The following is a 9,497-nucleotide window of genomic DNA, read 5'->3' on the forward strand; positions in this document are numbered from 1 at the left end:
AAACAGGAGGATACGGTTATGCAAAAACGAAAATTAATTTTAGAAGATGGCAGTGTCTATGAAGGGATCGCCTTTGGTGATGATACTTATCAGGTCGGTGAACTTGTGTTTAATACCGGAATGAGCGGTTATCAGGAGGTATTGAGTGACTTATCCTATTGCGGACAAATCGTTTTGATGACCTATCCGCTCATTGGAAATTATGGCATCAATCGAGATGATTTTGAAAGTTTGGATCCCGCTGTCTTTGGCTTTGTGGTCAGAGAATACTGTGAAACACCTAGCAATTTTCGCGGGGATATGAGCTTAGATACCTTTTTAAAACAAAAACATATTCCAGGCATTGCCGGTGTGGATACCAGAGCAATCACTCGCAAACTGCGCAACAGTGGAACGATGCGGGCCATTTTGGCAGATTCAGATGCGAATGTTGAGGAAACGGTAAAGATGTTAAAAGCAACACCGTATCTGCATGATCAAGTGGCGCGTGTATCCACGCAAAAACCTTTTCCGATTCCATCACGAGGGAAAAAGGTCGTATTGTTGGATTTTGGTGCTAAGCATGGCATCATTCGTGAATTATCAAAACGTCATTGTGATTTGATCGTTATGCCATACGATACAAGTGCAGAAGCCATCTTAGCCTTGCATCCGGATGGGGTAATGCTCAGCAATGGTCCTGGTGATCCTAAGGATATGCAAGTTGCGATACAGACCATACGAGAATTGATGGGAAAGGTCGTCATCTTTGGAATTTGTTTAGGACATCAGCTGATTGCCTTAGCCTGTGGAGCCAATACCGTGAAGTTGAAATTCGGACATCGTGGTTGTAATCATCCGGTCATGAATTTAGCAACCGGCAAAGTTGAAATGACATCACAGAATCATGGCTATGCAGTAGAAGCGGAAAGTTTGGAAAATAGCGAACTGGTGATGAGTCATCAAGCCTTAAATGATAAAAGTGTGGAAGGTGTGCGTCATCAGCGCTATCCGATCTTCAGTGTACAATATCATCCGGAAGCTGCTCCCGGACCGGAAGACAGCAATTATTTATTCGACCAATTTATGGAACTGATGGAAAAGGAGCGTGTGTAATATGCCAAAGCGTACAGATATTAAAAAAATCATGGTGATTGGTTCTGGTCCAATCGTCATTGGCCAGGCGGCGGAATTTGATTATGCCGGTTCTCAGGCATGCCAATCTTTAAAAGAAGAAGGTTATGAAGTCATATTGATCAATTCTAATCCGGCAACGATCATGACAGATACCGCGATTGCCGATCGCGTATACATGGAACCTTTGACTGTTGAATTTGCCAGCCGCATCATTTATAAGGAACGTCCTGATGCTATCTTAGGAAGCTTGGGTGGACAGACTGGTTTGAATCTGGTGGTAGAGCTAGCCAATTCAGGAATTCTGGATGCATATGGTGTAGAAATCTTAGGTACTGATTTAACCGCTATCAACCAGGCGGAAGATCGTGAATTATTCCGTGAATTGATGTATGAAATCAAAGAACCGGTACCGGAAAGTGCCATTGTTCATACTGTAGAAGAAGCACTTGCCTTTGCCCAAACGATTGGCTATCCGCTTGTTGTACGTCCTGCTTATACCTTAGGAGGAACCGGTGGTGGCTTTGTGGATACAGAAGAAGAACTACGTATCATCACCGAAAATGGTCTAAAACTTTCTCCGGTACAGCAATGCTTAATTGAACGTAGTATTGCCGGTTTTAAGGAAATCGAATATGAGGTCATGCGGGATGCACATGATAATGCCATCGTCGTCTGCAATATGGAAAATATCGATCCGGTGGGAATACATACAGGAGATTCAATGGTCGTAGCACCGGTACAGACATTGAGTGATCGTGAGCATCAGATGCTGCGCAATGCCAGTTTAAAGATTATCCGCGCTTTAAAGATCTGCGGTGGCTGTAATGTGCAGTTAGCTTTGGATCCTGCATCTTTTAAATATTACATCATTGAAGTAAATCCTCGGGTATCACGTTCCAGTGCGCTGGCTTCAAAAGCAACCGGTTATCCGATTGCCAAAATCGCAGCGAAAATTGCGGTAGGTCTTACCTTAGATGAAATCATCAATCCAATTACCAATACCAGCTATGCTTGTTTTGAACCGGCGTTAGATTATGTTGTCACGAAGCTGCCACGTTTCCCTTTTGATAAATTCCCTCATGCCGATCGTCGTTTAGGTACCCAGATGAAGGCAACCGGGGAAGTTATGGCAATTGGAAGATGTTTTGAAGAAAGCTTCTTAAAGGCGATACGCTCACTGGAAATGAAATGTGATCATATCGAAAATAAAGAAAGCAAAGAAAAAGCAAAGGAAGAGCTGTGGAATAGCATTGCGATAAAAGATGATCAGCGCATGTTTGGTATTGCCGAATTGTTGCGAAGAAAAGAAAGCTTGTCACGCATTCATGATATTACCAAGATCGATACCTTCTTTTTAGAAAAATTTGCCCACATCATCGCCTTAGAAGAACGTATGAAACAACATCCAAAGGATATTCAAATCTTATGGGAAATCAAACGCTGTGGCTTCGCGGATAGTTTTATAGCTCGTAGTTGGGGCATGGAAGAAAAAGCTGTTTATGACTTGCGAAAACAACACGGTATTTGTCCGGTGTATAAGATGGTAGATACTTGCGCTGCGGAATTTGCGAGTGCTACACCATATTTTTATTCCACTTATGAAGATGAAAATGAATCTATACGCAGTGATCGTCAAAAAATCATCGTATTAGGCAGTGGACCGATTCGTATCGGACAGGGTGTTGAATTTGATTATGCGACGGTTCATTGTGTCATGACCTTGCGTGAATGTGGTTATGAAGCCATCGTTATCAACAACAATCCGGAAACAGTATCCACCGATTTCTCTATCTCTGATAAATTGTATTTTGAACCATTAACCATTGAGGATGTTATGCATGTGGTTGATTTAGAACAGCCTTTAGGGGTTATTGTCCAATTTGGTGGGCAGACGGCTATCAACTTAGCCGATCAGCTCGTAAAACGCGGGGTAAAGATTTTAGGTACGTCCTTAGAAAACATCGATCGTGCCGAAGATCGACATGCATTTGAAAAAATGCTGCATAAGCTGAATATTCCACAGCCAACCGGGGAAACCGCCGTGACGGTTGAAGAAGCCTTAGTCATTGCGAATAAGATCGGTTATCCGGTGCTGGTGCGTCCAAGCTATGTACTTGGCGGCCGTGCTATGGAAATCGTGCATAACGATGCTGATTTAAAGATATATATGGCAACGGCGGTAAAAGAAATCAGCCACGATGCGCCTATCTTGGTAGATAAATATATTGTGGGAAAAGAAATGGAAATTGATGCTATCTGTGATGGTGAGCAGGTGTATATTCCCGGTATCATGGAGCATATCGAACGTGCCGGTATTCACTCCGGAGATTCCATTTCGGTCTATCCAGCGCAAACCGTTTCACAAAAGGTGAAAGATACGATCGTGGATTATGCGATTCGTATCGGCAAAGGTTTCCATTTCATTGGTTTATATAATATTCAATTTATCATCGATAAAGCAGAACAGGTCTATGTCCTTGAAGTAAATCCACGCTCTTCTCGTACCGTACCGTTCTTATCCAAGATTACCGGAGTACCTATGAGTCATGTGGCAACACGCTGTGCACTTGGTCATTCTTTAAAAGAACAGGGCTATACAGAAGGTATACGACCAGAAAGTCAACGTGTCTTTGTCAAAGCACCGGTCTTCTCGTTTGCTAAGCTGCGCAGTGTTGATACCGTATTAGGTCCGGAAATGAAATCCACCGGTGAAGCTTTGGGAGGAGATGTAACACTGGAAAAAGCCTTATATAAAGCATTGTTGGCAAGTGGTGTAAAGATTCCTACACATGGCAATGTCTTATTGACCATCGCCGATGAGGACAAAGAAGAAGGACTTTTGATAGCCAAACGCTTCTCAGCCATCGGATATGGCATACTGGCAACCAAAGGAACAGCTGATTACTTACAAGCACATGGTTTATATGTGAAAACCGTGCAGAAAATTGATGCGCATGAGGAAGCCATGGAGAATGTGTTAGATGTCATCCGTAAAGGTTATGTCAATTATGTCATCAATACCATGTCACAAAAGAAAGAAGTGACTATGGATGGCTTCTTGATACGCCGTGTAGCAGCAGAAAACAGTGTGAGCTGTTTTACCAGCTTCGATACTGCCAATGCGATGTTGAAGGTGCTAGAATCAATGAATTTTACCACGATTTCGATGAATGAATTAGCCGATGCATGTTGATATGCGAATAAAAAACACAGGAATACAAAAGGTGTCTGATGTGACACCTTTTGTATATTGATTCTAACGCAGGTTTGTTTATAATGGCGAACTTATAAACTGCTTGCTTTGCAAATGCTATGAAACGCGTTATGATTACATAAAGAAAGGCAAGTGATCATATGCAAGAACATTTACAATGGCTTATCAAATATCTATTAGAAGAAAATGAAGCTTATAGGGACATTTCCATGCCGCAACAGGAAGAAGAATGTTTCCGACTATATCGCTCTTTAGTGAATGTAAGAGAACCGAAGCCGGTATCTGATGCTTTTTTATACCATGAAAAGGCAGTGTTAGAAGCAATAAAACACCAAAAGGGTATCGTTACCATAGCGCAAATGCAGGCTTATGATAAGAATCTTTATTTATGGAAAGGTGATATCACAAGAATACAAGCGGATGCAATCGTGAATGCTGCGAATGCACAATTGTTAGGATGTTTTCAACCTTGTCATGGTTGCATTGACAATGCCATTCATACTTTTGCCGGTATAGAATTACGTCAGGAGTGTGCTGCCATCATGCGAAAACAAAGGCAGGAAGAGCCTGTAGGAAAAGCTAAGATAACCAAAGGATATCATCTTCCGGCAACCTATGTATTGCATACGGTAGGTCCTATCGTATATGGACATGTCACAGATACGCAGAAGCAACAACTGGCAGCTTGCTATCGCTCTTGTCTTAGCTTAGCACAACAGTATCATCTGACTTCCATCGCATTTTGTTGCATATCCACTGGGGTTTTTCATTTTCCTAATGATGAAGCCGCCGCTATTGCTATTCATACGGTGAAAACCTATTTACAAGAAACCAATTATGAAATGAAGGTGATCTTTAATGTATTTAAAGACGAAGACGAACGCATTTATCAAACCTATCTCCAACATTGAAAAGCTGCATGCGCTGTTACAAGAGGCAGATGCAATCTTAATAGGTGCCGGAGCTGGCTTATCTACCGCAGCCGGTTTGCGTTATGATGGTGAACGGTTTCGTCGTTATTTTCAAGACTTTATAGATGCTTATCATTTTACTAATATGTATGAAGCAGGGTTTTATCCTTTTGCGACATTGGAAGAATATTGGGGATATTGGAGCCGACATATTTATCATAATCGCTATGCTGCTCAGGTAAATACGGTCTATGCAGATCTGTTATCCCTTGTCAAAGATAAGGATTATTTTGTCATTACGACGAATGTGGATCATCAGTTTCAATTGCATGGATTTGCGAAAGAACGGTTATTTTATACCCAGGGCGATTATGGCTTATTTCAATGTTCACGCAATTGTCATGCCAAGACGTATGATAATGAGAAAGTGATACGGCAGATGGTTATGCAGCAAAAAAAGCGTTGCATTCCCAAAGAATTGATTCCTTATTGTCCCTATTGCCATGCTCCTATGACAGTAAATCTACGCTGTGATGCTAATTTTTGTGAGGATGCAGGTTGGCATGCCGCACAAAAACGATATCAGCAATTTCTCAAGCAGCATAAAGATGATCACATTGTATATTTAGAATTAGGAGTAGGGAATAATACTCCGGGCATCATTAAATATCCTTTTTGGCAATTCGTTCATGAAAATCCACAGGCATATTATGTTATCATCAACCAATTGGAAGCATATTGTCCCATGCAGTTGGCAAAACAATCACTCGTAATTGAAAAGGATATTGCGTCTGTGTTAAAAGAAATAAAAGCATACGTTCAAACATAGGGAAGAACAATTTGTTGATCAAGGTATAAAAAGGCTATAGATATGGAATAAAAAGGAGTAGGAAAACGATGAGAAAATTATGGGTCTGTTTATGCTGTGTGTTATGCTTGAGTGCCTGTACAGCGAAAGTAAAAGATGAAAAAGTACCCCAGGTGTTGCAGGAGTATAAGAAATATGTCAATGCAGCGCATGCACAAATTATCCCAAATCCGATACAAACCGATGCTTTTTCACCATATGCCAATAGCAGTGAAGCGTATTATCGAGCAATGGATTATGTCATTGCACATGGGGCAAAAACGAATGGTGAAGAAAGTGTGACACAGCAAGAAGCCCTACAGGATGTAGAAGATGTTTTCTTTACTTTGAAGGCATTGTATGGGAAATATCCTATATATGGAGATGCGCGCTTCCAAGAAGCAAAGCAAATGGTAGATAAACAGATAAAGAAATACGCAAAGATTAAGAAAACAGTGTTAGGTGAAGTATTAAGAAAACAACTTTCTTTTATCGAAGATGTTCATTTTCAAATTGATTTTGAGCCTTTGCATGAAAGCTATACCATGTATTGCGAACAAGGGGTACACTATCAAAAAAAGGCATATGTGAAAAAGAAGGATGGTTATTATGATCAATCTAATCAAAAACGCATTGTGCGTATCCATAAGGATGCAGATCTTGCGGCATATTTAAAGCCTGTCTTGCATAAGGATGGCAGCATTTCTTATCAACTGTTTTATCGAAGCAGAAAAAACATTACGCACTTATCCATGCGCTATGCAGATGGAAGTGAGCGTAAGGTAGCTATGGAAAAAGTGGAACAGATGAAGCGTAGTGAGGATATTCTTACAGAAAAAATCGTGCAAGGTATTCCTTATCTGCATATTACAAAAATGATATATCCCAGAGCCAGTGATACGTATGCACAATATGCCGAAACTTTTTTAGCAAGGGCAGCGCAATTCTCCCAAAAACCGCTTGCCATTTTAGATTTACGGGGCAATCCCGGAGGTAATGCAATGTTGAGTTATGCGTGGTCGCATAGCTATGCCAAACAGCGCATAAGTGGTTATGGAACACGAATACTGCGACTGCCATTGCATGAAGAAAAGTTCAAACAGCTGATGGATGAGGAAACTGATCAATCCTTAGCATCTTTATTAGAAGATGGCAATTATCAGAAACATGATAACTTATTATACATAGAAGAGCCTTATATGGGAAAAAAGCTGATTGAGAATAAAAGTATGTTATTGGTCTTGCAAGATGAAACCAGTGCATCCGCCAGTGAAATGCTGATAGATGAATTGCATACGATGGAAAATGTGATCTTTATTGGAATGCCGAGCGCAGGAGCAATTAGTGGCAGTGCGATGTCAACTTTTTATTTAGATAAAAGTGGTTTGCAGATCATGTTTGGAAATTTATATGGGGACTTTCCTGAAGCGTATGCCAGTGAATATGAGGGGATTTCTCCGGATATTTGGGTTCAGGGTAAAGATGTATTGAAATATGTGAAAGAACTTTTAAATTAGTACATATTTTGAGTGAATCAGATTGTATAGTATATGCGTTTATGATAGAATATTCTAAGATTTCCTTTCATCAGGAAATTGGGATAGATAAAGAGGTATATGAGAATGATCAAAAAGAAAAAGTACAACTATTTTCAGGCATATCAACTGATGACAGAATGTGCTTATCAGGCGGCTTTTGAATTGATGAAGATGATGAAAGACTACCAACCGAATGCCATTAATGTACATTTACAGAAAATGCATCGCATTGAGCATGAGGCTGATTTACGTCGTCATGAAATTATGACCGTATTAGCAAAAGATTCGCGTCCTCCTATGGATCGCGAAGATATTGTGGCGTTAAGTAATGCGTTGGATGATATGGTGGATATGGTGGAAGATGTTTCTATCGGCCTTTATATCTATAATGTGAAAGAAGTACAAGAAGCAGCCATGGCGTATGGAAAGGTCATTGTCATGTGCTGTGATGCGGTTCGTGAAATGATGAAGGAATTTGAAAAGATTCAGTACAACAATAATATTATGGATTGTATCAAGCGGGTGAATCATCTGGAAGGGCAAGGCGATACTTTGTTCGCCAAAGCGACCAGAGAATTGTTTAGCGATGTCCTTGATCCAGTAGAAGTGATTCGTTGGAAATCTATTTATGATCGCATGGAATTAGCTTGTGATTCTTGTGAGAAAATTGGACATTTAGTAGAAAGTGTAGTTTTAAAACACGCATAATAAATTAACAAAACCAGTTTGATAGGATATGACATCATATCCTAAGCATGCTGGTTTTTTTGTAAAAGATAAACAAAAATTTCCAAAAATTGGAAATAATATTTACAAGATGAGGTTTTAGGAGTATTATATCAATGGTTGTATACAATTAGTTATACTTTTTTGAATATGTCGTTTTTATTGTGTATTCTATAGATTTATGCAAATAAAGTACAAAAAAAAGGCGATTTCCTAAGAAATCACCACTATGCAACAAGGTATAACATAATAGATATCGCCACGATATTTTAAAGATATTAAAGGAGCACCCTATGAGATTTATTGATATACATAATCATATGTGTTGGGGGTTAGATGATGGTTCGCAATCACTGGAAGAAACCAATAAGTGTCTTCAGAGTTGTGTGAAAGAGCATATAGAACGCGTTATTTTTACACCACATTATTGTGAAAGAGAAGACACGGTAATGTCCATGACATTCATGAAACATCGTCTTCAAGAGTGTATTGATCTAGCAAAACAATATGGCATACAAGGATACTGTGGATGTGAATTTTTATTAAATACTGATTTTGCGAAAAGTTTGCCAAAAAAGCAAATGCTTACATTAGCAGGTTCAGATTATGTCTTATGTGAATTTTCATGCAGGAATGAACTTGGTGATGAGTTTATGGTGGAAGAACGACTATATGAACTGATACTTGCAGGATATGTTCCGATCATCGCACATATTGAACGTTATTTTCCCCAAAAGCTAGATATAGAAAGGATCCAAAGATGGGTGGAATTAGGGTGCTATTTGCAAATCAACGCATCAAGTATTTGTGGCTGTTTTGGTAAGACGTGTCAGAAACATGCTAAGAAGTTGTTACATCGAAATCTTTGTCACTTTATCGCATCAGATGCTCATCACGATGCAGGAAGAAGACAGATGATGTTTCAGGCAGCTTATAAAGAAGCTTTGAAGATTTGTGGTGAGGATGTATGTGATTGTTTATGTTATCGAAATCCTTTGCATGTTGTACATCATGAAGAATTGGAAACCGATTATTTCGGTCATAAAAAAAGTCGCTTTTTTCATTTATAGGAGCTAACTATTAAGAAGTCAAGCATTTTTGAAAAAGATTGAAAAAGCATGACAAAAACAAGTGCTAGTAAAAGC

Annotated in this window: 7 protein-coding genes; all 7 read left to right on the forward strand. The window is 39.6% G+C overall.

Annotated features, from left to right (window positions below):
- Positions 1-18: 18 nt before the first annotated feature.
- Positions 19-1,095, forward strand: a complete 1,077-nt coding sequence (locus tag ACESSZ_RS13225; RefSeq protein WP_008687806.1) for a carbamoyl phosphate synthase small subunit — start codon at positions 19-21, stop codon at positions 1,093-1,095.
- 1 nt (position 1,096) lies between these two features.
- Positions 1,097-4,309, forward strand: a complete 3,213-nt coding sequence (gene carB, locus ACESSZ_RS13230; RefSeq protein WP_132224909.1) for a carbamoyl-phosphate synthase large subunit — start codon at positions 1,097-1,099, stop codon at positions 4,307-4,309.
- A gap of 161 nt (positions 4,310-4,470) precedes the next feature.
- Positions 4,471-5,241: a protein-ADP-ribose hydrolase gene (locus ACESSZ_RS13235; RefSeq protein WP_128125162.1), complete on the forward strand. Its 771-nt coding sequence runs from the start codon at positions 4,471-4,473 to the stop codon at positions 5,239-5,241.
- On the forward strand, positions 5,189-6,070 hold the full coding sequence (locus tag ACESSZ_RS13240; RefSeq protein WP_128125161.1) for an SIR2 family NAD-dependent protein deacylase: 882 nt from the start codon (positions 5,189-5,191) through the stop codon (positions 6,068-6,070). Before ACESSZ_RS13235 ends, ACESSZ_RS13240 begins: the two co-directional genes overlap by 53 nt.
- A gap of 68 nt (positions 6,071-6,138) precedes the next feature.
- Positions 6,139-7,605 carry a S41 family peptidase gene (locus tag ACESSZ_RS13245; protein ID WP_128125160.1) on the forward strand — a complete coding sequence of 489 codons (1,467 nt, stop codon included), beginning with the start codon at positions 6,139-6,141 and terminating at the stop codon, positions 7,603-7,605.
- A 105-nt stretch (positions 7,606-7,710) separates the two neighbouring features.
- The gene (locus ACESSZ_RS13250; protein ID WP_128125159.1) at positions 7,711-8,334 is read left to right on the forward strand and encodes a DUF47 domain-containing protein; all 624 of its coding nucleotides are present in this window, start codon (positions 7,711-7,713) and stop codon (positions 8,332-8,334) included.
- Positions 8,335-8,645: 311 nt separating this feature from the next.
- Positions 8,646-9,422, forward strand: coding sequence for a CpsB/CapC family capsule biosynthesis tyrosine phosphatase (locus ACESSZ_RS13255; protein ID WP_128125158.1), 777 nt, complete (start codon positions 8,646-8,648; stop codon positions 9,420-9,422).
- The last annotated feature ends 75 nt before the right edge of the window (positions 9,423-9,497 follow it).

This window comes from Eubacterium sp. 3_1_31 (assembly GCF_964249515.1).
Taxonomy (GTDB): domain Bacteria; phylum Bacillota_I; class Bacilli_A; order Erysipelotrichales; family Erysipelotrichaceae; genus Longicatena; species Longicatena caecimuris.

Coding starts and splice junctions, on each gene's coding strand:
- ACESSZ_RS13255 (WP_128125158.1), top strand. CDS start 8,646: ATGAGATTTATTGATATACATAATCATATGTGTTGGGGGTTAGATGAT.
- ACESSZ_RS13250 (WP_128125159.1), top strand. CDS start 7,711: ATGATCAAAAAGAAAAAGTACAACTATTTTCAGGCATATCAACTGATG.
- ACESSZ_RS13235 (WP_128125162.1), top strand. CDS start 4,471: ATGCAAGAACATTTACAATGGCTTATCAAATATCTATTAGAAGAAAAT.
- carB (WP_132224909.1), top strand. CDS start 1,097: ATGCCAAAGCGTACAGATATTAAAAAAATCATGGTGATTGGTTCTGGT.
- ACESSZ_RS13240 (WP_128125161.1), top strand. CDS start 5,189: ATGTATTTAAAGACGAAGACGAACGCATTTATCAAACCTATCTCCAAC.
- ACESSZ_RS13225 (WP_008687806.1), top strand. CDS start 19: ATGCAAAAACGAAAATTAATTTTAGAAGATGGCAGTGTCTATGAAGGG.
- ACESSZ_RS13245 (WP_128125160.1), top strand. CDS start 6,139: ATGAGAAAATTATGGGTCTGTTTATGCTGTGTGTTATGCTTGAGTGCC.